This window comes from Subsaximicrobium wynnwilliamsii (assembly GCF_007997225.1).
Lineage (GTDB): Bacteria > Bacteroidota > Bacteroidia > Flavobacteriales > Flavobacteriaceae > Psychroserpens > Psychroserpens wynnwilliamsii.
Genome location: NZ_VORM01000005.1, coordinates 113,682 through 136,707 on the forward strand (window position 1 = coordinate 113,682; position 23,026 = coordinate 136,707).

General features: G+C 39.3%; 20 protein-coding genes and 1 pseudogene. 2 read left to right on the forward strand and 19 right to left on the reverse strand.

Going from position 1 to position 23,026, the window contains the following annotated elements:
• Positions 1 to 113: 113 nt before the first annotated feature.
• Positions 114 to 4,505, reverse strand: a complete 4,392-nt coding sequence (locus ESY88_RS06335; RefSeq protein ID WP_223270743.1) for a translocation/assembly module TamB domain-containing protein — start codon at positions 4,503 to 4,505, stop codon at positions 114 to 116.
• Positions 4,506 to 4,611: 106 nt separating this feature from the next.
• On the opposite strand from ESY88_RS06335, the gene tsaD reads away from it, so the two are divergent.
• Both tsaD and ESY88_RS20905 read left to right on the forward strand, forming a co-directional pair.
• The gene (tsaD, locus tag ESY88_RS06340) at positions 4,612 to 5,634 is read left to right on the forward strand and encodes a tRNA (adenosine(37)-N6)-threonylcarbamoyltransferase complex transferase subunit TsaD (protein WP_147086542.1); all 1,023 of its coding nucleotides are present in this window, start codon (positions 4,612 to 4,614) and stop codon (positions 5,632 to 5,634) included.
• Between the two features lie 128 nt (positions 5,635 to 5,762).
• A complete protein-coding gene (locus ESY88_RS20905; RefSeq protein ID WP_189702537.1) occupies positions 5,763 to 5,921 on the forward strand; it encodes a hypothetical protein in 159 nt (52 codons plus the stop codon).
• A 264-nt stretch (positions 5,922 to 6,185) separates the two neighbouring features.
• Here ESY88_RS20905 and ESY88_RS06350 read toward each other — a convergent pair whose 3' ends face one another.
• From ESY88_RS06350 to ESY88_RS06430, 18 genes and pseudogenes are all read right to left on the reverse strand, one after another.
• On the reverse strand, positions 6,186 to 6,968 hold the full coding sequence (locus ESY88_RS06350; RefSeq protein WP_147086541.1) for a tRNA pseudouridine synthase A: 783 nt from the start codon (positions 6,966 to 6,968) through the stop codon (positions 6,186 to 6,188).
• A 133-nt stretch (positions 6,969 to 7,101) separates the two neighbouring features.
• Positions 7,102 to 7,701 carry a bifunctional phosphoribosyl-AMP cyclohydrolase/phosphoribosyl-ATP diphosphatase HisIE gene (hisIE, locus tag ESY88_RS06355; RefSeq protein WP_147086540.1) on the reverse strand — a complete coding sequence of 200 codons (600 nt, stop codon included), beginning with the start codon at positions 7,699 to 7,701 and terminating at the stop codon, positions 7,102 to 7,104.
• A gap of 171 nt (positions 7,702 to 7,872) precedes the next feature.
• Positions 7,873 to 8,628 carry an imidazole glycerol phosphate synthase subunit HisF gene (gene hisF, locus ESY88_RS06360; RefSeq protein WP_147086539.1) on the reverse strand — a complete coding sequence of 252 codons (756 nt, stop codon included), beginning with the start codon at positions 8,626 to 8,628 and terminating at the stop codon, positions 7,873 to 7,875.
• 125 nt (positions 8,629 to 8,753) lie between these two features.
• A complete protein-coding gene (gene hisA, locus ESY88_RS06365) occupies positions 8,754 to 9,470 on the reverse strand; it encodes a 1-(5-phosphoribosyl)-5-[(5-phosphoribosylamino)methylideneamino]imidazole-4-carboxamide isomerase (RefSeq protein ID WP_147086538.1) in 717 nt (238 codons plus the stop codon).
• A gap of 74 nt (positions 9,471 to 9,544) precedes the next feature.
• Positions 9,545 to 9,907: pseudogene (locus tag ESY88_RS06370) on the reverse strand (four helix bundle protein).
• 84 nt (positions 9,908 to 9,991) lie between these two features.
• Positions 9,992 to 10,576 (reverse strand): imidazole glycerol phosphate synthase subunit HisH, encoded by a 585-nt coding sequence (gene hisH / locus ESY88_RS06375; RefSeq protein ID WP_147086537.1) that lies wholly within the window; start codon positions 10,574 to 10,576, stop codon positions 9,992 to 9,994.
• A gap of 114 nt (positions 10,577 to 10,690) precedes the next feature.
• On the reverse strand, positions 10,691 to 11,824 hold the full coding sequence (gene hisB / locus ESY88_RS06380) for a bifunctional histidinol-phosphatase/imidazoleglycerol-phosphate dehydratase HisB (RefSeq protein ID WP_147086536.1): 1,134 nt from the start codon (positions 11,822 to 11,824) through the stop codon (positions 10,691 to 10,693).
• A gap of 30 nt (positions 11,825 to 11,854) precedes the next feature.
• On the reverse strand, positions 11,855 to 12,910 hold the full coding sequence (gene hisC / locus ESY88_RS06385; protein WP_147086535.1) for a histidinol-phosphate transaminase: 1,056 nt from the start codon (positions 12,908 to 12,910) through the stop codon (positions 11,855 to 11,857).
• Positions 12,911 to 12,976: 66 nt separating this feature from the next.
• A complete protein-coding gene (gene hisD / locus ESY88_RS06390) occupies positions 12,977 to 14,269 on the reverse strand; it encodes a histidinol dehydrogenase (RefSeq protein WP_147086534.1) in 1,293 nt (430 codons plus the stop codon).
• 407 nt (positions 14,270 to 14,676) lie between these two features.
• Positions 14,677 to 15,534, reverse strand: a complete 858-nt coding sequence (gene hisG / locus ESY88_RS06395) for an ATP phosphoribosyltransferase (RefSeq protein WP_147086533.1) — start codon at positions 15,532 to 15,534, stop codon at positions 14,677 to 14,679.
• Between the two features lie 259 nt (positions 15,535 to 15,793).
• Complete coding sequence (locus tag ESY88_RS06400; protein ID WP_147086532.1) at positions 15,794 to 16,606, reverse strand: prohibitin family protein; 813 nt, start codon at positions 16,604 to 16,606, stop codon at positions 15,794 to 15,796.
• A 12-nt stretch (positions 16,607 to 16,618) separates the two neighbouring features.
• Positions 16,619 to 18,652: a VWA domain-containing protein gene (locus ESY88_RS06405; RefSeq protein WP_147086531.1), complete on the reverse strand. Its 2,034-nt coding sequence runs from the start codon at positions 18,650 to 18,652 to the stop codon at positions 16,619 to 16,621.
• A gap of 40 nt (positions 18,653 to 18,692) precedes the next feature.
• Positions 18,693 to 18,866, reverse strand: coding sequence for a hypothetical protein (locus tag ESY88_RS20910; RefSeq protein WP_189702538.1), 174 nt, complete (start codon positions 18,864 to 18,866; stop codon positions 18,693 to 18,695).
• Between the two features lie 96 nt (positions 18,867 to 18,962).
• The gene (locus ESY88_RS06410) at positions 18,963 to 19,577 is read right to left on the reverse strand and encodes a hypothetical protein (protein WP_147086530.1); all 615 of its coding nucleotides are present in this window, start codon (positions 19,575 to 19,577) and stop codon (positions 18,963 to 18,965) included.
• A gap of 67 nt (positions 19,578 to 19,644) precedes the next feature.
• Positions 19,645 to 20,391, reverse strand: a complete 747-nt coding sequence (gene fabG, locus ESY88_RS06415; protein ID WP_147086529.1) for a 3-oxoacyl-[acyl-carrier-protein] reductase — start codon at positions 20,389 to 20,391, stop codon at positions 19,645 to 19,647.
• A 257-nt stretch (positions 20,392 to 20,648) separates the two neighbouring features.
• Positions 20,649 to 21,527: a succinate--CoA ligase subunit alpha gene (gene sucD / locus ESY88_RS06420; RefSeq protein ID WP_147086528.1), complete on the reverse strand. Its 879-nt coding sequence runs from the start codon at positions 21,525 to 21,527 to the stop codon at positions 20,649 to 20,651.
• 106 nt (positions 21,528 to 21,633) lie between these two features.
• A complete protein-coding gene (locus tag ESY88_RS06425) occupies positions 21,634 to 22,038 on the reverse strand; it encodes a nuclear transport factor 2-like protein (protein WP_147086527.1) in 405 nt (134 codons plus the stop codon).
• A complete protein-coding gene (locus ESY88_RS06430) occupies positions 22,039 to 22,974 on the reverse strand; it encodes a UDP-3-O-(3-hydroxymyristoyl)glucosamine N-acyltransferase (protein WP_147086526.1) in 936 nt (311 codons plus the stop codon). It abuts the gene before it with no gap.
• Positions 22,975 to 23,026 lie beyond the last annotated feature (52 nt).

The following is a 23,026-nucleotide window of genomic DNA, read 5'->3' on the forward strand; positions in this document are numbered from 1 at the left end:
ACAAAAACAAGAATAGGAATGGAATTAAAGCTTTTTTGGGAAGAGCTCAAAATTTCAAACGTTTTCGTTAATAAAAAACGTTATTTTTCTTAAAATCAGAGGGTATTATTTGTTTATTTATCTTTTTCAGACTTCATATTTATGAAATCTGGCGTAAATTCGGTCTCATCTTGAGCCTTCTTTTTCGCTTCGGAAACGATCTCGTCCTTGCGATTGCCATATAGGATGATTTGGATCAATTCCTTAAAGGTGTCAAACTCGACATTATAAGCAATACCCGCACCTTGTGTATACCCTATTCTTTCTCCAAAATTCTGAATACTATTTTCCCTGTTGAAAAATTTTGCCGTTAGGGTTCCATCATCATTGAGCAGTACATCTATTTGCACATCACCAGCAATCACGGTTTGGTTGACCCCACCAATTGGCACACCCACTTTCCCGTTGATCATCACGCGATCACTGATTTTCGTAGTTAAGGTAAGCCCTAAACGATCATCGGTTTCATAATCTGTGGTTTGCTCCCCGAGCTCATAATTAACGCCTACCTGCAACTTACCATCCTCGTTGGTCAAGAAACTATTGAAAAAGGAATTCACACGATCTGAAATGGTACCATAAGCCTGCTGCCCCAAACTTATCTCGCTGGCAAAGGAGCCCGTAGACAATAGGAAAAGCGCTTGGTTGGTTCGACTCTCCTTGGTTTCTAAGCGATAATCCAACTCTGATTTGATAGTGGAACTCACATTTGGAAAATTGAATGTAAAATCGGGTTCTGGCTGCTCCAACTGCCCTACGAGGTTTACCTCTACTTCTATGTCAATACTTCTGTTTATGGGATTATCCAATAATACTGAAGGGTTTGCTTGTGTTTTATAGATGGCCTTTAAGCCTATTTGGGCTTTTAACGGGTCACCTTCCCATCGAATAGAACCACCAGGCTCTACGGTCAATTTTTTCTGAACCAAGCCTGCATAGGCAAAATTGTAAGTGCCTTGTACAATCTGAAAATCTCCAAACATCTGAAATTTACCATTGGTATTGATATTGAATAATAGGTTACCATTACCAGTACCCCGAATCGTGCTGCCAGAATTTCTATCAATTACAATCTCAATATCTGCATACGGATTCACAATCAAATCAAACTGAAGCTCCAAGCCCTTCACTTCTGTATTCCTTATCACCTCGCCTCTTAAGCGTGCTTCTTTTTCTTCCGGACTCAAAAAATGAATGTAGGTATTATCTCCATAGGTTTCCAGATCGTTCAATGGAATCTTAAAGACCGTACCTTGCGCTGTGCTGCCATCAACAGCGATGACCAATTGATTGGTTGGACCTTTAATTGTGGCACTGCCGTTGACAAATGCCGTACCGTAATACAATTGCTCCTCGTCATAATCGGTATTTAAAACGAGTAAACGTTTGGTGTCAATCTCTAATCCCAGGCGCCAATCTGAAAAATTATTGTGTGAAATATAACCGTTGAGGGTAGCTCTTGAGAAAAATTCGGAATCTGTAATCTCCACTTCATCAAAAACAAAGCGCTGTGATTCTAAAATGACTTTAGAGTCAAAATCGAAACTGTAATCGATGTTTAGGTATGGGATGCTAAGTCCCGCATTATCCAATAATAACTCACCACTATAATTGGGATTGTCTAACTTGCCGCTCACTTTGGCATTACCGGTGACCAAACCTCTAATATTTGTTATCACCCCTTGCCCAAATGGATCCAAAGGGTCTAGTAGAAATTCGTCAAAATCAATATCGATGTCAATATCCTTGTTGTCAAAATCCAGAGTTCCTTTGGCATCCAATGACTTGAGGTTGTCGTTTTTCAGGGTTACGTCAACCGTGTAATTTGTCAAGGACTGATTCCCAATGATCATGGCCCTAAGTGTTCCAAGCTCATAATCATTGGCTCTAAAATCGCTAATAATCACATTTGACTTGGGCAAATACACACCGTCCTCCTGCAATAGGTCGAGTTTACCATTGACAACTCCTCCCAAAGACAAGCTGTCTAATCTTGGAGTGATCTTTGCCAAATCAACATCGGTAAAGTCGAGGTTCAAATCCTTATAAGTGGAGTCCCTAAGCACGCCAGAAAGTTCTATTTGCTCTCCCATGTGGCTCATAACCAGTTGGCTGATATCAAAATTCTTGAAATCCCTATCAAAGGCAACTTTGTTGAATTTGTTTCGATCTTCGTTGATGGTCCAGGTGTTTTCCTTGAATGTGACATTTGATTTGCGAAAACCGACTACCGATTTGTTGCTTTCGTCAATGGTATAGTATAGACTTAAATCAAATCTATCGGCATTTTGCTTTCCACCAGAAAATTCAGACCTAATAAACAAGGTATCTCGCTGTGTCACATTGATGAGGCTAAATTTAGAAACATCATAGTACTTGGTGCTCAAGCTATCCATCTCAATATAGGTGTTGAAAAGTGGATTGCTGTTATCTATCAAAATGGAGATATCATCTGCAAAATAATCAAACAGCTTGATTTGTGGCGAGTTGAAACTCAAATTGAATTGCTTTTCATCAGTTTCCATGCGCCCCTTGAGTCTTGTATTGGCGCCAAGTTCCAACTCACTGTAAAACACTTCAATGATTTTATTGTAAATCCTGAAATCGAACTCAAGATATTGATCGGTTTCAATAATATTGGGCACGTAATTGGTATAAATGCTCCCAACCGAATTCTCAACGAGCTTTCCAATATCCTTAAATTTGAAGTCTCCACTCAAACTGCCTTCTATGATATCTGGAGAGTCGATGGTAATGGTTCTTTTACTGCCAGAAAATTGGGATTCTATCTCAAAATCCTTAAAGTAGTACTCATCATGCTCATTGATGTAGGTGGTGTTTTGAAAATTCAAAGTCCCAAAGGCATCGTCAATATTTGACCCTTTTATGGAACTGGTTACCATGCCACGGAATACTGAAATACTGTCTTTGGAAATAAAATTTAAGGCCCTTAAATTGGCATAGTCCACATTGGCAGTAAAATTCAGGGTATTGATGTCTTCGGAAAGATCTGCCAAACCATCAAATTTAAATTTGAAGTTTTCATCAAAGGATTCTACAAATCCATTGAAAATACGATTTCCCAATTTTCCTGAAACGTCAATTCGACGGTAATTATAATCGTTATATTCCAATTGATACACCCGCCCTTTTATCTGGCTACTCAAATTGTCCAGCGTAAAACCTCTACCATCCACATCCAAGTCAAAGGAGGTATTGCCTATTTTCGGATTATTCAATAGCTTTCCTAAGTTAAAATCCTCAAAAACGATGTCACCCACATAGTAGGCATTGTCAATATCATTGACCTGCTTCATTCTCATGTTGGAGATGATCCTGCCCAAATCGGTCGATATGTTTAGGTCGGCATCAATGGTAGAAGTGGTGATGTAAGATTGACCTCTAATCGTGAAGTTTCCGAATTTTGAAAATACCGATGGAATAGCTTCGCCAAGAATATTTGGCAATAAGGCCTTGAGATCGTAATAATTGGTAGATAAATTATCATAGCGACCATCAAGGGAAAAGTTGCCTTCTTCAGTATTGAATAGATTTTTGAAATTCAAATCCCCATATAATTGCGTTCTAGAGCTTGTTCTTAGCTTGAGATTTTTGGCATATAAATCATTTAGGGTTCCTGAAAAATCAACATCCATATAGGCCGTTTGATTTTTACCAAATTCGTTGTAAAATGCATTGAGATCGTTTAAAAACAGCTCTGAGTCTTTAAAGTTAGCCGTGACAATGACCTTATCGGCAAAGTTTGCAAAATCCTCTCGGTCGTAATCAAAACGTAAATTACCTTTGAGAATGGATTTTTCGGTTCTAATACTCAAATCGCCAAAACTCATATGATTTAAGCTGTACTCAAAGTTGGTGATCAAGTTTTTGACATAGGCACCACGGCTGTCTTTAAATGCCAATGTATTGATTCTGGCATTGACATCACTTCCTGAGATCACAAAATTGGTCGCATTGATATTGAGATCATAAAACTCAAATAGTTTTGGATTGGCTTTATTGTCATTGATGAAGTTGAATTTCCCATTTAAAATAGAAACATCGCTGGACGACAAAAGAAATTCACTTTTATTCTGGTCTGGGTTATCGCTTTGGAATTTCTGTACGAACACATCTAAATTGGTATCTTCCTCATTGAGATAAGTTCTCACGTTAAAGGTTAAATTGATGATATCGATATCGCCAAACACCAATTTGCCATAGTAAAGATTTTTAAAACTTATAATAGACGTGTTGAGCTCATCAATGTTTATGAGCGTATCCTGCTTATAATCCTCAATAAATACATTTTTCAATTCCACATCCCCATTAAACTGAAGGCCTACCTTACCAATATTAATGTTGGTGCCATACGCATCGTTGAGGCGTTTTGTTGCGCGTTTCCCGAGATAAGTTTGGACAGCGGGAATAGAGAAGAAGAGCACCAAAATGATGAACAGAAGCAAGATTATTGCTAGGATTTTCGATACTATTTTAAGAAATTTCTTGATGCGACTTGAAAGTTATAACTTTGGAGTCAAAATTAACAATTATTGTGCCTAACTTAGCTTAATGTCATCACAAAAAATATACATACTTGCCATAGAGTCTTCTTGCGACGATACAGCAGCTGCCGTCATGTGCAACGCTCAAATCTTGAGCAATGTTGTGGCCAATCAAAAAATACATGAAGCCTATGGTGGTGTGGTCCCAGAATTAGCTTCAAGAGCCCACCAACAGCATATTGTGCCAGTGGTTGACCAAGCCTTGAAAAAAGCCAAGATCGATAAATCCCAACTAAGCGCCATCGCTTTTACTAGAGGTCCCGGTCTTATGGGTTCTTTATTGGTGGGCACTTCATTTGCAAAATCTTTGGCCTATGGATTGGGCATACCCCTTATTGATGTCAACCACATGCAAGCCCATATTTTAGCACATTTTATCGAAGAAAAGGATTTCAATAAGCCGCCGTTCCCCTTTTTGGCTTTGACCATTTCTGGTGGCCATACTCAAATCGTGAAGGTAAACGACCATTTTGATATGGAGGTCATTGGCGAAACCATTGATGATGCGGTGGGTGAAGCTTTTGATAAAAGCGGAAAACTCCTCGGTTTGGGATATCCTGCAGGTCCAGAAATAGACAAACGTGCCAAATTAGGAAACCCTAAGGCCTTTAAATTTACCAAACCGAAGGTTGACGGACTCAATTTCAGCTTTTCAGGACTCAAGACTGCGATACTTTATTTTGTTCAGAAGCAAGTTAAGGCAAACCCAAATTTTATTGAAGAACGGCTCAACGACATTTGTGCCTCAATTCAATACACCATTATTGGCATCTTGATGGATAAGCTGAAATTGGCCAGCAAGCAAACCGGCATCACACATATTGCGATTGGCGGGGGCGTCTCCGCAAATTCCGGCATTCGGGAAGCTCTGAAACAAAGCGAGGCAAAATTTGGTTGGACTACTTATATTCCAAAGTTTGAATACACAACAGATAATGCTGCCATGATTGCCATAGTAGGCCATTTGAAATATTTAAAAGGCGAATATGCCCAGCAGAATGTGATGGCCTCGGCACGGTTGAAGATTTGAAAGAAGACGAAGATTAAGATGAAGATGAAGGCGAAGATGAAGACGAAGATGAAGAAGAAGACGAAGACGAAGATGAAGAAGAAGACGAAGATGAAGAAGAAGACGAACTAATAAGATAGAAATTTTTTATGTCAAGAGTGAGCACAGACAACCCGGCGGCCATGCTTGCCAGTATTGGATCCGCAAGAAAAAATCACTCAAATGCCTCCTTATTAAAAATTAAAGCAGATGAAGACGGAGACGAAGATGAAGATGAAGATGAAGATGAAGACGAACTAATAAGATAGAAATTTTTTATGTCAAGAGTGAGCACAGGCAGCTTTGCGCCCCTGCCTACCGGCAGGCAGGTCTGCGCCCCTACCTACCGGCAGGCAGGTCTGCGAGAAAAAAACACTCAAATGCCTCCTTATTCAAAATTAAAGCAGATGAAGACGAAGATGAAGATGAAGATGAAGATGAAGATGAACTAATAAGTTAGAAATTTTTTTGTTAAGAGTGAGCACAGACAACCCGGCGGCCATGCTTGCCAGTATTGGATCCGCGAGCAAAAATCACTCAAATGCCACCTTATTCAAAATGAGTCCAGAAGCAGGCGCAATAAACTCCATTTTCAAAGTGCTATCTGTTTTTAGAGAGTTTTCAATATATTCCAAAGTCACGTCTCCCCTACCCAAATTAACCAAAGTGCCCATCATGAGCCTTATTTGGTTTCGGCCAAAACCTTTACCTCTAACAATGAGCGTATAGCTTTTCTTCGGAAAGAAATTTGCGGTAAATAAGCTATTTTCAGAAAGTTCGCAATGCAGTACCTCTCTTTCGTAAAGGCCTTCATCTGTCGCTCTAAAACAATAAGGCTTAAAATTATGCGTGCCTTCAAAAAGTTTTGCGCCCGTTTTCATGAGTTCAATATCTAAATCATCAAGGAAGGTGGTCATTAACGATGCGCAAAAAGGATGGCACTTTTCAGCATAGGTAAAAAGGTAAACGTATTCCTTGATTTTTGAATCTTGGATGATGTTGAAATTGGCATCGACTTCTTCAATTGCCAAAGCCCTTATATCCTGCGGAAGATTTTTATTGAATAGCTCCAAAAACACAGACTCATCTTCGATTTCCTCGTAAACGAATAGCTCAAAGGCACTTTCATTTGCCGAAACCATTGCGTCGGTGCGGCCAGAACCCAAGGACTTGAACTCCTTGCCCTCAAGAATGTAATTGAGGGTTCTATCAATCATAAAATGCACGGTTTTCAGCTTGGGTTGCTTTTGCCAACCGTGAAAGCGATAGCCCAGATATTGGATACGGATGAGATAGTAAAAACGCTTTTTAAACATAGACCCAAGAACGCTATTTTGAAAGGATTCTACAAAAATTTCTGCAAATTATGCAACTAGGCTTCGAAACCTTTGGATGTAAATAACCATTAAAATTGACCTCATGTTGATTTGAGCTCATTTCAGATTCAAATCACTTCTTCTCCCTACCCTTTAAAATAGCTACAACATCATTGATCTTAAAGCCTTTGGCTTGCAGCAAAATCAGGTAATGAAATAGTAAATCGGCAGATTCATTTAAAAACAGCTCGTCGTTATCATCTTTGGCTTCAATGACCGTTTCAATGGCTTCCTCACCTACTTTTTGGGCGATTTTATTGATGCCTTCCGCAAAAAGTGAAGCTACGTAAGACACTTCTTCCGAAGCATTATCTTTGCGATTTTCAATAACGGCCTCCAATTCTGAAATGAATCCAAAATCTTGTATGTTCTCTTGGTTCCAACAGGTATCTGAACCCTTATGACAGGTTGGCCCTTCTGGAATCACGCGTACCAAAAAGGTGTCGTTATCGCAATCTAATTTGATATCCACTAGATTTAAGACATTACCACTTTCTTCGCCTTTAGTCCACAGCCGCTGTTTGCTTCTGCTAAAAAAAGTGACCAATTTGGTTTCAATGGTTTTTTTGAGTGCTTCTTCATTCATATACCCCAGCATCAAAACCGTCTTGGTAGACGCATCTTGTATGATGGCTGGTATGAGTCCGTTGTTTTTGGTGTAATCTACTTTCATAATGTTATTTTTTAATGCCACGAATGCACGAATTTTTATTTTATCTCCTATAACTTGCGCGCACTGGATGTTATTCAAAAGCCAAAATTCTATGAAGTGGCCTGCATTTTTTTTTAAATCCCTATTCGTAGCCAATCTACAAAAATTGGTGAATTCGAGGTACTCTTATTTTTATAGTCGTATGGCAATCCCGTTTGCCCTCAATTCCTGTTTTAAATCCAATATTTCAATTTCCCCGAAATGAAACACACTTGCCGCCAAAGCTGCATCTGCTTTTCCTATTTTGAAGCTGTCCACAAAATGTTGAACACTCCCTGCGCCTCCCGAGGCAATGATTGGAATATTCAAAGTTTCAGACAGTTTTGCCAGGGCTTCATTTGCGAATCCTGCTTTGGTACCATCGTTGTTCATAGAGGTAAATAAGATTTCGCCTGCACCGCGTTCTTCTACTTCCTTGGCCCAATCGAACAGGTTCAAATCTGTTGGCACTGTGCCACCAGCCAAATGCACCAACCATTCGCCATTGATTTGTTTGGCGTCAATGGCAACCACCACACATTGGCTCCCGAATTTATTGGCAAGTTCTGTAACCAGTTCTGGGCGTTTCACTGCGGAAGAATTTATAGAGACTTTATCGGCTCCCGATTTCAAAAGCACATCCACATCTTCAACAGAAGAAATGCCGCCACCAACGGTAAACGGAATATTCACGTGTTCTGCAACCTTCAGCACCATATCAATCATGGTCTTTCTACCTTCCAAGGTTGCTGAAATATCGAGAAATACCAATTCATCGGCACCTAACTCGGCGTATTGCTTCGCGAGTTCCACTGGGTCACCAGCATCGCGTAAATCCACGAAGTTGACTCCTTTTACGGTTCTTCCGTTCTTAATATCCAAACAAGGAATGATTCGTTTTGTGAGCATAGTTTTCCTGAGCAGTGTCTGCCAATATGTAGAGGCGGGACTCTTTTAATTAAACTTAATGGGATAGGTTTCGGTACTGATAACAGTTCATTTTTAGATTTACGAGGTCTTAGAAACAATAAAACCTAACCATGCAGTTCCAAATCTTTTAAGGCAATATGCCCTTCGTATAAGGCTTTGCCTATAATCGCAGCTTCACAACCCAAATCTTCCAATTTATTGAGGTCTTCTATAGACGTGATGCCACCAGAAGCTATGAGTTTAATGTCTTTTGATTCTGAAAGTATTTTTTTATATAATTCAAAGGAAGGGCCTTCGAGCATGCCATCCTTGGCAATATCTGTGCATATCACATATTGAATGCCCTTGCTGACGTAGCTTTTGATAAATGGCAGAACTTCCATATCGCTTTCTTCCTGCCAGCCATTCACCGCTATTTTTTCCTTATGGCAGTCGGCACCTAAAATAATTTTAGTGCCTCCGTATTTTGAGAGCCACGCTTCAAAAGTGTTACTGTCTTTTACGGCAATACTGCCACCAGTGATTTGTTTGGCACCGCAATTAAAGGCAATATGCAAATCCTCGTTGGATTTTAGGCCACCACCAAAATCGATCTTCAAAGTGGTTTTTGAGGCAATAAGCTCCAAAACCTTATAATTTACAATGTGATTGGCCTTTGCGCCATCCAAATCCACGAGATGCAGATATTCGATACCAGCAGCCTCAAATTTCTTGGCCACTTCCACTGGATTCTCGTTATAGATTTTTTTGGTGTCGTAATCGCCTTTGGTTAGGCGTACACATTTTCCGTCTATGATGTCTATTGCTGGTATGATTCTCATTTGCTGAAGTTAGATATTCAATATTAGAAGTTAAAAGTTGAAAATTATAAATGGTTTATTTGATGCTTCTGACATTATTTTTTATTTTGGTTCCTTTTAGCCGTATTAATTGATGCTACTGTAATTGCCAATAATTCCGAACCTTCTTTTATCAGCCTAAGGATTTCATCTTTGTGTTCTGGTAAAACTTCTTCAAAAATCTCTAACCAATAAACCGTTTCATCAGCCTCTTCTTCAACAATCTTTAGTTTATTTATAAAGTCGGCTGTAGATTAAGCGCGTTGTGATGCACGATAATTCGCGGCAACAGAACTTGAACATCGAATCAATTGATCTACAAAAGCATTATATGCTCTTGATTTCGGAACCTTAAAACAAAATTTCCAACAGTCTAGAGCATACCTTTGAGTGCGTTTGATAAGTTCGTTTTTCATCATTGAAAGATTTAAGCTATTAATTATTTCAAAACATCATGGCTTGCTCAATTTCAAACTTCTAATATTTAATAGCTGACATCTAACTTAACTTATTTCTAAAAAATTTCTCAAAATCTGTTCTCCCGCTGTACTGCTTTTTTCAGGATGAAATTGGACCCCATAAAAGTTGTCGTTTTGTAAGGCCGAACTGTAATCTAATCCGTAATTGGTGGTGGCGATGGTTTGCTCACAGATTTCTGCGTAAAAACTATGCACAAGATACATGAATTCATCGTTTTTGATGTCCTTTAACAAGTCCGATTTTAAGCTGAAAATACTGTTCCATCCCATTTGCGGGACTTTGAGCTGATTGTTGAATTTCTTGACCTGTACATCAAAAATTCCCAGCCCTTTTGTTTGTCCTTCTTCAGAAAAAGTGCACATCAATTGCATCCCCAAACAAATGCCTAAAACTGGTTGTTTTAAAGTAGGGATTAGCTTGTCCAATTCTTTTGACGCTAGCATTTTCATGGCCGAGCTTGCCTCCCCCACGCCCGGAAATATCACTTTATCTGCATTTTTGATAATTTCGGCATCATCGCTCAAAATAGCTTCCACGCCCAAACGTTTCATCGCAAATTGAACACTCTTGGTGTTTCCTGCGCCGTAATCGATTATTACAATTTTCAATTTTAGATATATTTTGTTTATGAAACTTCAGGCGATAACAACAATTGAGAACTACTTTCCCAAGGCTTAGAAATGCTTTAAAACCCACCTGCTTAAAACTAGGTGGATTTTTTATTATAACATCCCTTTAGTACTCGGTAAAATCATCTTTTCTACATCGCGTTTTACCGCCATCTTTATGGCTTTTGCGAAAGCCTTGAAAATCGCTTCTATTTTATGGTGTTCGTTATTGCCTTCTGCCTTGATATTGAGATTGCATTTGGCACCGTCTGTAAAGGATTTGAAGAAATGGTAAAACATTTCCGTAGGCATTTTGCCAATCATCTCACGCTTAAAATCGGCTTCCCAAACCAACCAGTTCCTGCCGCCAAAGTCTATGGCTGCCTGTGCGAAGCAATCGTCCATTGGTAAAGAAAATCCGTAACGCTCAATGCCCAATTTATTGCCTAAAGTGCTGGCAAAAACCTCGCCCAAAGCAATCGCGGTATCTTCAATGGTATGGTGCTCATCAACTTCCAGATCGCCTTTGACATCAACGTTTAAATCCAATTGGCCATGTCTCGCTATTTGGTCGAGCATGTGGTCAAAAAAAGCGATTCCCGTGTCAATGTTACTTTTTCCGGTGCCATCGAGATTTAAAACGATTTTGATTTTGGTTTCGTTGGTATTACGTATAATGCTTCCGGTTCTGGCATCTGTTTTCAAAAACTTATAGATGGACTCCCAATCGTTGGATTCCAACGCGATAAAGTCTTCTAAAGCATCCCGCTTTACCGTGATTTCATCGGTTCCTAAATGCGTATGGTCATTGATAAATATGCCTTTTGCACCCAAATTCTTGGCCAATTCAATATCCGTTAATCGATCGCCAATCACGAAGGAATTTGCCAAATCATAATCCGCCGTAAAATACTGTGTCAATAAACCAGTGTTGGGTTTGCGTGTGGCTGCGTTATCCTTGGCGAAGGTTCTATCAATAAATTGTTCTTTAAAAACAATGCCTTCCGCCTCAAAAGTCTGCAACATGAAATTGTGGACCGGCCAAAAGGTGTTTTCAGGATATACCGCTGTTCCCAAGCCATCCTGGTTAGTAATCATGACGATTTCAAAGTCTAATTCCTTGGCGATCCTACTTAAATATTGAAACACTTTGGGGTAAAATTCCAACTTTTCAAAACTATCGATTTGTTCGTCTGCTGGTTCTTTAATCAGTGTTCCGTCGCGGTCTATAAATAATATGCGTTTCATGATTTTGATATTAATTAGACCTCACAGGTTTTAAAAACCTGTGAGGTCTTGTAATGCTTTAATTAATTTTATGTTCTCCATTTGTGTACCCACCGTAAATCGCAGGCAATTTTCACAACCTACTTGATTGGTGCGGTTTCTAACCACAATCCCTTGTTTTATCAATTCGGAATAGCGTTTATTGGCATCATCCACTTTAGCTAAAATAAAATTAGCGTCGGAAGGATATACGGTTCCAACAAAAGCAATCTGCTTTAATTCTGAAATCAACCATTCCCGCTGTTGCACTAATTTTTGAATTTCCTCAGAAACTTGAGCTGGATCATTCAAGCGTTCCAAAGCCTTTTGCTGAGTAAGTTCATTAATATTGTATGGTGGCTTGATGCGGTTTAAAATTGCGATAATTTCCGCGGAAGCGTAACAAATCCCCAAACGAATACCTGCCAAGCCATAAGCTTTGGAAAGGGTTTGGGTCACGATAAGATTTGGAAACACTGCCAATCGCGACACCCAACTTTCTACCTTTGAAAAATCGATATAAGCCTCGTCGATGACTACGAGTCCGTTGAAGTTTTTAATCAATTTTTCTATGCTTGCCGACTTAAAACTGTTCGCAGTAGGATTATTAGGCGAACATAGAAACAGTAGTTTTGAATGCGAATTTGAAGCTTTTAATATCGCCTCTACTTTAGGTTCAAAATGGGTGTCCAAAGCAATCTCGATGACTTCAATGGCATTGAGATTCGCCAAGACACTGTACATGCCATAAGTTGGTGGTAAGGTCAAAACATTATCCCGGTTGGGCTCACAAAAAGCCCTGAAGATCAAATCCAGCACTTCATCGCTGCCATTGCCAAGCAAAATTTGATTGCTAGGAATTCCCTTCAATTGAGATAATCGCTGTTTGAGTTTTATTTGTTGCGGATCTGGATAACGGTTAACGCCATTCTCAAACGGATTTTCATTGGCATCTAAAAACACCAAATCGCTAGAAGCCGCTTGAAACTCATCTCTTGCTGAAGAATAGGATTTTAGGGATTTGATGTTGTCTCTAAGTAGGTTTTGTATGTTAAAATTTTTGGTCATGGTTATGTTAATTAGACCTAACAGGTTTTAAAAACCTGGTAGGTCTTTTCCGATTTGCTTGCACTATTAAAATTCTTTTTCTAAATCCTTTAATCTTAAGCTTACCGCATTTTTATGTGCCCGTAAACCTTCTGCTTCCGCCATGAGTTCAATGCTGTGGCCAATTGTTTTGATGCCTTCTTTTGTGATTTTCTGAAACGTGATGCTTTTGGTAAAACTATCCAGATTCACACCCGAATACGCTCTGCTAAAACCGTTGGTTGGCAAGGTGTGATTGGTGCCCGAGGCATAATCGCCAGCACTTTCTGGCGTGTAATTACCTATAAATACCGAACCAGCGTTGATGATATTTTCGGTGTAAAAAGCTTCATTTTCTGTGCAAATGATAAAATGTTCGGGGGCATAGGCATTTATGAGTTCCAAAGCCATCTCATGTGATGCTACAAATATGAGTTTTGAGTTGTCGATCGCTTTTTGAGCCATGTCTTTTCTTGGGAGCTGCTGTAATTGTTGTGCTACAGCTTCAGAAACATCTTCAATCAATTGCTTGGAAGTAGAAACCAAAATCACTTGGCTGTCGGCACCATGCTCGGCTTGGCTCAACAAATCGGAAGCCACAAAACTTGCATTGGCCGAGTCATCTGCAACTACCAGCAGCTCACTTGGACCGGCAGGCATATCAATAGCAACCCCATGTTTGGTAGCCAATTGTTTGGCGACCGTGACATATTGATTTCCTGGACCAAAAATTTTATAGACCTGTGGAATGTTTTCCGTACCAAAAGTCAAGCCTGCAATGGCTTGGATACCTCCAACCTTAGCAATTTTGGTTACGCCACACAATTGCGCTGCATACAAAATCTCATTGGCAATCTTGCCTTGCTTGTTTGGTGGCGAACACAATACAATCTCCTTACTGCCAACAATGTTTGCTGGTATTGCCAACATCAAAACTGTGGAAAACAAGGGCGCTGTGCCTCCTGGGATATAGAGTCCTACCTTTTGGATGGGGCGCTTTTCCTGCCAACACTGTACGCCTTTTGTGGTTTCCAGACTTATTCGTTCTGTTTTTTGGGCGGTATGAAACACTTCAATATTTTGTTTGGCGACCTGAATGGCTTGCTTTAATGCTTCGGAAACTTTTGTCGAGGCCTCAATAATTTCTGCTTCGGAAACCAAAAGCGTCTCAACTTTGACGGCATCAAACATTTCGGTGTATTTTGAAATGGCTGCCTCGCCATTGCGTTGTACGTCGCTGAAGATATCATTGACGGTTTGCTCAATATTTTCCAAACTTTGGGTAGGGCGTTTTAAAAGCGCTGACCACGTGGATTTATCTGGGTTGAATACTTTGTTCATTATTAGATGCGAATTTTACGAATTAAAACGAATTGATATGAATTTTACGAAACATGCCTGCCGGCAGGTTCATAAGAATTCATTTTGTTTGGGCCTTGACCGCTCTGTTTGGTTACTAAAAGACTGGTATAAAATTCTATTTTAGATCAGTTTTCAAACCATGCCTCCTACACATCTTCCTTTGGTTACATTTATTGGGCACTGATCGCGCTGGTACTTAATTGCTTGATTTGAAATTTGTTTTTCAGTTCATGGAATTTCTGCGTGGGGTTTTTTCCTCAATTGTGTTAGACGCTGGACGCGCTTATCTCCTTCTTAACTGGACGTGTAATTGCTAGTTTCAAAATTTGCTTTTCAGTTCATAAGATTCCTGCCCCTACCTGTCGGTAGGTAAAATGAGCTGGAATTTAGAGTACCATGTTTTCGATTGGGCAAACTAGAATCCCCTCAGCTCCGTGCTTTTTGAGTCCGTCGATGACTTCCCAAAAATCATTTTTGTTGATCACAGAGTGCAAAGAACTCCAGCCTTCCCTTGCCAAAGGTAAGATGGTAGGACTATTCATACCCGGTAAAATCGCCATTATTTCCTCTAATTTTTCATTTGGTGCGTTAAGCAGAACATATTTGCTTTGCCTTCCGAGTAAAACGGATTGTAACCTAAACTGAAGTTTATCCAGAGTTGCTTTATTTTTCGCAGAAATCATGGGAGACACCGCCAGCACTGCTTCCGATTTTAAAAGCACTTCCACTTCCTTTAATCCATTCTTGAATAAAGTGCTTCCGCTGGAAACAATATCAACGATGGCATCTGCCAAACCGATGTTCGGAGCAATTTCCACAGAACCATTAATAATGTGCAAATGTGCGTTTATGTTGTGCTTTTCCAAGAATTGCTTAACCGTGTTTGGATAAGAGGTTGCGATGCGCTTCCCTTCCAAATCCTGAACGCCACTATATTTTGCTGATTTGGGAACCGCAATAGAAACCTTGCAGCTTGAAAAACCCAATTTCTCGACAATGGAAATGGCGCCACCTTTCTCAATCAATACATTTTCCCCAATAATGGCTGCATCAACCACACCATCTATTAAATACTGCGGGATGTCGCCATTGCGAAGGTAAAATACTTCCAAAGGAAAATTTTTGGCAGACGCCTTGAGTTGGTCTTTGCCATTGTCTATAGAAATTCCGATTTCATTGAGGATTTTCATGGAATCATCGTGCAATCGTCCTGATTTTTGAACTGCAATTCTTAGTTTAGTCATTTTTAAATGTTCGTTTTTGAGGTATAGTATAAATGAAAATCCTGTTTTCACAGGAATAAAATAAAAAAACCCGTTCGATTAGCTCAAACGGGTTTAAAATATAAATTGAAAGTATTCAATACATTTTCAGCTCGCTTGATGGCCAGTGTGAAAATGATGATGAAATTGAATAGTTGTCATGTTTTATCTTTTGGTGTTGCAAAGATCGCCAATTTATTTTTATAAACCCTAATGCGATGTTCATAAAATTATCTTAAGCTTATTGATTGCCCAAAATAATTGGAAGGCCAGAATCTCCAGAACCAATCACAATAACTTTGCTATTAGGCGATTCTGCTAACTTCATGGTCGCATCAATACCTTTATCCTGTAAAATCTTATCGGTCAAGGATGCACTCAAAATTTTATTGGCATCGGCTTTACCTTGGGCTTCGATACGTACTTTTTGAGCTTCTTTATCGGCAGTTACCAATCTAAACTCATACTCCAAGGATTCTTGTTCTTGTTTCAATTTACGCTCAATCGCTTGTTTGATGGTTGGTGGTAAAGTCACGTCACGAATTAGGATATCATTTAATTGAATGTATTGACTTGAGACGATTTTGTTTGTTTCTTCAAATATCTCATCCTGAATGGCGTCACGTTTGCTCGAGTACAATTGTTCTGGGGTGTAACGTCCAACCACACTTCTGGCGGCACTTCTGATAGCGGGCTGCAAGACTCTACTCACATATTCTTTACCCTTTTCTTTGTGCAATCTACTCAAATTCTCATAATCGGGCTGAAACAAGACAGTCGCATCTAACGCAATATCCAAACCGTTGGAGGATAGTGCAGACATTTTTTCAGACAAAGCTTGTTGTCTCACTTCGTAATCAATCACACTGTTCCAAGGTGCCACGAAATTGAGGCCTTCTTGTAAAGGATCTTTTTCGGGGTCAACACCACCACTAAGTTGATAGAGCACACCTGCATGACCAGAGTCAATGGTAACCACAGATTTAAATATTATAATGACAAGCGCAATAATTAGGATAAGTGCAAATGCACCTCCTTTAGGTAATTTTTCCATAAATATTCTTTCTTAAATTAATCCGTTATACTTTCTTATAAACCACTCTGCAAACAAGCAGAACATCATTAAGGCTAGAAGGTATTTGATATCTATCAAAGGTACGACATTTTTACTGCTTTTCTGCACGATAGCGAAACGAGAATCGTTCAATAAATCTGAAGTAAAGGCATTTGTTTGATCAATGAAATAGGACCTTCCATCAGTGTCCATGGCAATCGTTTCCATCTTCGAAACATTGGCATTGAGAAATTGCTGTTCTACGTTGTAATCCAATATTTTAAGATCACCGGCTTTAGAAATATTTTCAGAAGCCACATTCACTTTAAAGCTGTAGTCGCCAGCCTCTAATCCACTCAAATCCACTTGATAATTAGTTGTGTTTAGCACAAAAGGGATTCTTGTGGTTTTATCGGTATCCTTATTATCAAGCAAAATCTCTAAATTGGCATTGGCATCAAACTCGTAATTCTTGTTGAAAAATTGTGCACTTAGGATCACATTTTCATTGCCATTATAGAAAGATTCATAGTTGACGTTCAATCTAGAACGTCTTTTGTTGCTGCTTAAATACTGCACCAATTTACCCACAAAATCATCAAAGTTGTTGAAGCTACCTTCGTCGAAATAAGTTTGGGCACGCCAGCGCCAAATCCCCTCGCCCAATATGAGTGCTTCTCTGCGCTCATTGACTTCAAAAGTGGCAATCATAGGTTCATCGATTTGAATGCCATTGATGGTTTTATACAGAATTGTTTCTGTTGGCACTAAAAAATTGGTTTCACCAAATTCTGATTTCAGTGGTGGAAAATCCTCGAAATTGAGATCATCAACAATGAAAGCCCCATAGTTTTGGTTGAGCGTAGGTTGAAATTCTTCAGTTTGATTTGTAATTTGTTGTTTATAATTGGTTTGTATCTTATTCAATTGTGACCAATTGGTATTTGTACCTGCAACCACAATTTTATTGAGTTTTAAACGATCAACTTCCTCAAAAAGCAACTTAAAGTCATTTGTAGGTTGATATGCTATAACCAATTGAAAATCATTTGATTGTTTTAAAAATTCTTGAACATTTAAAATACTTGCTTGACGTTGCTCGTTACGCTCTATGGCTTTTTTGAATGTGCCTAAATCGGGATGGATAATTTCTGAAACAATTGCCACATTTGTTTTTTGATCAATCACTTCGACAGCAAAATTCTTGACATTATTTATGGTATTCTGTTCATTATCCATCGGAAGCAATTCCGCTTTATAAGTTCCAATACCCACCCGGTTTGCCGGCAAGTTAAAGTTGACGATTTGTGAGGTATTGTCCTTACTGAAACTTAAAGGTTTTGAGAACACGGTGGCAGTCCCCGACGAAACTTTCAATTGGGTGTTTATGGCGGAAGTGCCACTATAGTTGGCAATGATTTCTACAGGGAATTTGTTCTTGAGAAATGCGTAACGGTTTACGTTGAGCTGCTCGATCTTTAAATCGGCAAACCTTGTGGTATCTCCCAAAATCACTGGAAAAATAGGATGTTTGTATTTTTTGGCCAGATACACATAATCGCTGCCGTAAGTCTGGTTTCCGTCGGAAATCAATACCGTTGGTGATACAGCATTATTGAAAACCTCAGAAAAACGTTCAAAGACCTTGGCCAAATTGGACTGCTTCTCATTAAAGGCTAAAGTATCTAATGGAATGAGCTCTTTTCCGAAGCTATAAAATTCGAGATCAAAGCGCTCGTTCAAAGCTTCATCCTGTCTAAGCGTCTCTAAAAGCGCTTTGGCTTTTGTGTCCTGCTTTAAATACGCAACCGATTCAGAATTATCGACTGCGATTAATAAATTAGGTTTTTCATTGTAATAAGTGACGCTATCAAACTTAGGATTGATAAGCAGCAACAGAATCGATAATACGGTCATAAATCGTAATGCCGCTAAAAACCAATAGATTTTGCCTTGCTTTTTTGACTTATAGATATATTGAAAAAGCGCTAATGCTAGCGCTACTAAAATTGCTAAAATGATATATATCAGGGTTTGGGTTTGCACTATATGCTTTTAATCAGGTTTTATGTTGGTCTGAACAAACCTAAGCATTAAATCTTAGGTTTCCTACAATTAGCGGTAAGGGCAAATCCAATTCCCTAACCGAGTGAAATTCCGTATTTGAAATCTGTGATTCCATATTCGGGTAAAAATAAAGTTTGAGTTCTAATAATACTGCGATGCGACCTAAGCTTCGTTTTACGTTCAAAAATCTCATGATTTGAAAATTTATTTTTATGTGCCAAATAGCAAGCATGACTCCATTCAACTACACAAAACAATTACAGTACTATATAGTGAAACATTTGGAAACCTATTCCGTATAGTCTCTCTCCAAGAGCGCGATTGCTTCAACTGAGCCCGGTTCTACTTTTAATTCTGCCCTGCAATACGCAATGATCGCATCAATTTTGTCATTAATAATTTCAAGATCATTTAGTTCTTCTCCTTCAAACAGTATGCTCACATCTAAATTTTCTTTAAACTCAGAGCATATCCGTTTAACCAAATCGGCTCTTTTGGCTTCAGATCTCAAGGGTACGTAATCCATTAAAACCGAATCAAAAGGCGCATTTCCATCGTAATTGATTTGTTTTGGAATCAGCAAAAACCCTAGTTCATTATTGATGTTGCCCGGTTCATTTGGAATTCCAAAATAAGCATCGTCAATCTGAGATAAGCCCAAGGATTTTAGTTGCTCGTACTGTTTATGTTCTGGTGGGAAATCAGGGTCTTCAGCACCAGTCATCAAAAACAAATCGCCGTGGGTAGGTTTATTTCTATCAAAAATGAACTCAATCGTAATCCCTTCCATCGCCATATCCCTTAATTCCTTAGGTGGGGTTTGTGAAGTTTGATTAGTGGATCTGTGATTTTCTTGACACGTCAAACAAATTAGAGCCAATGCAATAAAGCATAAGGGCTTCATCTTTTCTTTCTTTATCATTTTCGATTGGAATACATCAATGATCATCATCAATATTCAAAATTAGTACCTAAGTCAACATCCCACCATCCACATTCAAGGTCTGTCCTGTGATGTAAGCAGATAGGTCACTGGCCAAAAACACACAGGCATTGGCGATGTCCTCTGGCGTGCCACCTCGTTTCAAAGGAATGGCATTTCTCCAACCCTTTACGGTTTCCTCATCTAATTTTGCGGTCATTTCGGTCTCTATAAATCCTGGCGCGATCACGTTGCTCCTGATGTTTCTGGAGCCCAATTCTAAAGCAACAGACTTTGAAAACCCAATAATCCCTGCCTTAGAGGCTGCATAATTGGTTTGGCCGGCATTCCCTTTAACGCCCACAACAGAACTCATATTGATGATGGATCCTTTACGCTGCTTGAGCATGCTGCGCTGTACCGCTTTAGTCATATTAAAAACCGATTTTAAATTGACCTCAATGACCTTATCGAAATCGTCCTCGCTCATTCTCATGAGTAGATTGTCTTTCGTGATCCCAGCGTTATTGACCAAAATATCAATGCTGCCGAATTCTGCCAAGACGTCTTCCGCTAGTTTTTGGGATTCATCAAAACTGGAGGCATCACTTTTGTAGCCTTTGGCTTTGATGCCTTCCGTATTTAATTCTTTTTCCAATGCATTGGCAGCCTCTACCGAGGAGCTGTACGTAAATGCCACATTGGCGCCGTGTTTGGCAAATACTTCAGCAATACCCTTGCCTATGCCTCTACTGGCACCTGTAATGATGGCGGTTTTTCCTTCTAATAGTTTCATGTGATGTAATTATAACTTATTAAATATAATGCGTTTGGTCTTTTGTGAATTGTTTTCGAAATCCATAAAATTTTAAACTTGCTTTAGTCGTCAAAAGATCCTTGAATTTTCAATACGGATCCATTTATAAACTTGCAACCAAATATAATAATTAGATGCTGTTTTAATACTAAAAAACCTCACAAATTCAAAAGGAATTGTGAGGTTTTATAAATGGTGAACCTTAGAAAAGTTCTATTTTGATGTGCTTTAGAAGCTTATTTTTTATTCAATACTTCTGCTACTTTTTTACCTATTTCAGCAGGAGATTCCACAACGTGGATGCCACATTCTTTTAAGATCGCTTTTTTAGCTTGTGCGGTATCATCACTACCGCCAACAATAGCGCCAGCGTGTCCCATAGTTCTTCCGGCAGGTGCCGTCACACCAGCAATAAAACCAATTACTGGCTTTTTGCTGCCACTGTTTTGGTACCATTTTGCTGCGTCAGATTCTAATTGACCTCCAATTTCGCCAATCATGACCACACATTCCGTTTCTTCATCGTTGATCAACATCTCAACCGCCTCCTTAGTTGTAGTGCCAATTATGGGATCACCACCAATACCTATGGCAGTAGTAATACCCAAACCTTGTTTTACCACTTGGTCTGCAGCTTCATAGGTTAATGTCCCAGATTTGGAAACAATACCTACAGTGCCTTTTTTGAACACGAAACCTGGCATGATGCCAACCTTAGCCTCACCTGGCGTGATGACTCCTGGACAGTTAGGGCCAATTAATCTACACGCTTTATGTTTAATGTATTCGGCAGCTTTGATCATATCGGCAACAGGAATTCCCTCAGTTATCGTGATGATGACCTTGATGCCAGCGTCGGCAGCTTCCATAATGGCGTCTGCAGCAAAAGCTGGTGGTACAAAAATAATTGTTGTATCTGCTCCAACTTCTTTAACCGCTTCTGCCACGGTATTGAAAACTGGTTTATCTAAATGTTTTTGTCCGCCCTTTCCTGGAGTTACACCACCAACTACATTGGTGCCGTAATCTATCATTTGGCCGGCGTGAAAAGTACCTTCACTGCCTGTAAATCCTTGTACAATTATTTTTGAATCCTTATTTACTAATACGCTCATGAGTGCTTATTTGATTTATATATTTTTTAAATAATGAAGTCTTTTGCAACTGCTATCGACCTTAAAAGCAAAAGTAAAGTTTTAAGAAGTATTTATAAAGTCTTTCCTAGACTTTTATTTCGGCAAAAGAATTTAAACTGCTTGAACCACTATCTGCCAATTGACTTATTTCATAACCTTTGTACAATTTGCCATCTTTAACTTCCCATATAGAGATGAAATGGGCCAAAGCATCTTCCTTTTCCCGACGCTCAATGGAGGTTACGTAAATCGTACTTCGCGATGTGACAAAGTGGCCATCTTGCAAAATATGGCTATAGCTATATGTAAAAGACTCATAAGATTTTTGAATTGCCTTTAACTTACTGGCAATACCGTTATAGTCTATCTCGGTAAAGCCTTTGCTGCTGTGCCAATTTAGTTTACAATCCTTGTGAAATAAATCGATTGTTTCTTGATCTTTGGCCAAATCTGAATCTAAAAATTTTTGGACTACTGATTTTGCTGACATTTATTGTTGATTTAATTTTTTAATTAGTTCTGGAATTTGCTTGATATAAGCCATTTCCCTGTATTCATCACGAGCCAATTTGGCGGGTGATCCAAAATAACTCTTGCCTTCTTGAGTGTCGTGACCTAGGCCTGATTGTGCGAGGATTACGCTTCCTTTTGCGAGTCTTAAACCGCTAGCAATGCCTACTTGTCCCCAGATGGTCACTTCATCCTCAATGACGACGCAACCTGCAATGCCAACCTGCGCTGCAATCAAGCATTTTTTTCCGATAATGGTATCGTGGCCAACCTGGATTTGGTTATCCAATTTAGAGCCCTCGCCAATTGTAGTGTCGCCAGTGACTCCTTTATCAATGGTACAAAGCGCGCCAATATCAACGTGATCATGGATGACTACGCGACCACCTGACTTCAGTTGGTCAAAACCTTCTGGACGCTTTTTATAATAAAATCCATTGGCGCCTAAAACGCTACCTGCATGAATGGTTACATGATTGCCAATAATAGTATCATCATAGATGCTCACGTTAGAATGGATCACACAATCGTTGCCAATTTTCACATTGTTGCCAATAAAACAATTGGGTTGCACAATGGTGTTTTTTCCAATTTTGGCAGATTCGGCCTTTGCGGATTTAGAAGCTTGAAACGGTTTGAAATGCTGAGTTAGCTTATTGAAGTCCCTAAATGGATCATCACTTATCAAGAGCGCCTTTCCTTCGGGACAATCCACTTGCTTATTGATAAGCACAATTGTCGCTGCAGATAAGAGCGCTTTGTCATAATATTTTGGATGATCTACAAAAACAATATCGCCAGGTTCCACAACATGGATCTCATTCATACCAAGCACTGGAAAATCTTCGGCACCAACATATTCCGAATGAATCAATTCGGCAATCTCTTTTAGGGTATGTGGTTTTGGGAATTTCATTTTATGGGCGTTTGGTTGATGATGCGAATCGTTATTGGGGTTTGATGCGATG